General features: G+C 65.8%; 2 protein-coding genes. One reads left to right on the top strand and one right to left on the bottom strand.

What is annotated here, in order from left to right:
- Positions 1 to 23: 23 nt before the first annotated feature.
- Positions 24 to 1214 carry an IS110 family RNA-guided transposase gene (locus tag ACSEEN_RS21360; protein ID WP_371307615.1) on the bottom strand — a complete coding sequence of 397 codons (1191 nt, stop codon included), beginning with the start codon at positions 1212 to 1214 and terminating at the stop codon, positions 24 to 26.
- On the opposite strand from ACSEEN_RS21360, the gene ACSEEN_RS21355 reads away from it, so the two are divergent.
- Positions 1213 to 1452: hypothetical protein (locus ACSEEN_RS21355; RefSeq protein ID WP_440714250.1), on the top strand; the 240-nt coding region annotated here is incomplete at its 3' end. The two genes, ACSEEN_RS21360 and ACSEEN_RS21355, sit on opposite strands and share 2 nt — an antisense overlap.

The following is a 1452-nucleotide window of genomic DNA, read 5'->3' as shown; positions in this document are numbered from 1 at the left end:
GGGGGGTGTCCCTATGACACTTGTCAAGCCGCGGCGGGTACGGGTGCTCGGTAGGGTTCGCGGTTCTTGATCATGGCGTAGAGGACGTCGCAGCGGCGGCGGGCGAGGCAGATGAGTGCGGCGTTGTGTTTCTTGCCTTCGGCGCGTTTGCGGTCGTAGTAGGTGCGGCTGGTCGGGTCGTGCAGGGCGGCGAACGCGGAGAGGAACAGGGCTCGTTTCAGCTTGCGGTTCCCGGCGCGTGCGGGGTGCTCGCCCTTGATGGAGGTACCCGAGATTCGGGAGATGGGGGCGATCGCTGCGTAGGCGGCGAGGTGCCCGGCGGAGGGGAAGGCGCTGGCGTCGCCGACTTCGAGGAGGATGCGGGCGCCGGTCCTGACGCCGATGCCTGGCATCGAGGTCAGGACCGCGGCAAGAGGGTGCGCGGCGAACATCTCCTCGATCGTGGTTTCGAGTGAATGGCGTTGCCGCAGAGTCACTTTCAATGATTCGGCGAGTTTGGGCAGCACTGCTTCGGCGGCGGTGGTTCCGGGGACGACGACCGTTTGTTCGTCGAGGGCGGCGAAGATCTCGTCGGTCAGACGGGTTCCGATCCGGGGTGCGTGCTTCTTTGCCACGGTGCTCACGCGGCGTCGGCCGGCGGTGCGAATCCCGACTGGTCCACCGAATCGGGAGAGGATTTCCAGGACTGCGGGGTGGGTGATGTTCTCGCCCAGCACGCGTTCGAGGGCCGGGTGAAGGCCGGTGAGCAGGCCGCGGATGCGGTTGCTGGTGCGGGTCGCTTCAGCGGCCAGGTCGTCGTCGTAGCCGACGATCACGTCGAGCTCGGCCAACGTGTCATCACCCAGGTCGACCCGGCGCAAGGTGTGCGGCATCGTGCGTGCGACGTCAGCGATGACGAAGGCGTCGCGGGCATCGGTTTTGGCTTGGCCGGGGTAGAGGTCGGCGGCGCGGCGCATCGTCAGGCCGGGAAGGTAGGCGACGGTGTGCCCGCAGGCCCGGGCGACGGTGACCGGCAGGGCCCCGATGGTGTTGGGCTGATCGACGATCACGAGCAGTTCACCGCGTTTGGCCAATGCCGCGAAGACGGCTCTGAGTCGGGCTTCGTCGTTGGGGAGGACCTTGTCGTAGATGCGTGCGCCTTGCGGGTCGAGCCCGATGGCGTAGTGCCCGGATTTTCCCACGTCAATGCCGCAATAGACGGCGTACTCGGTCATGTCGATCGACCTCGATTCGGTGTTGAATCGGGCGGTCGCCGATCTGACGTCAATGTTCGGCACCCACGTTACGAAGAGACCTTGCTCGAAGAGTGGTCCTGTCCCTATCAGCGATTCATCGACGTCCACCACGTCCGGCGACATCACCCCCCGGATCATGCGTGAGACAGGGGCGCTCAGTCATACCGGACCTGGCGACCGCAGCTCCTCGGTGAAGAGCTACCTAGAAGGTAACGGG

The sequence above is a fragment of the Gordonia marina genome (genome assembly GCF_052036135.1).
Taxonomy (GTDB): Bacteria; Actinomycetota; Actinomycetes; order Mycobacteriales; family Mycobacteriaceae; genus Gordonia.
This window is presented reverse-complemented; position numbering and strand designations above follow the sequence as displayed.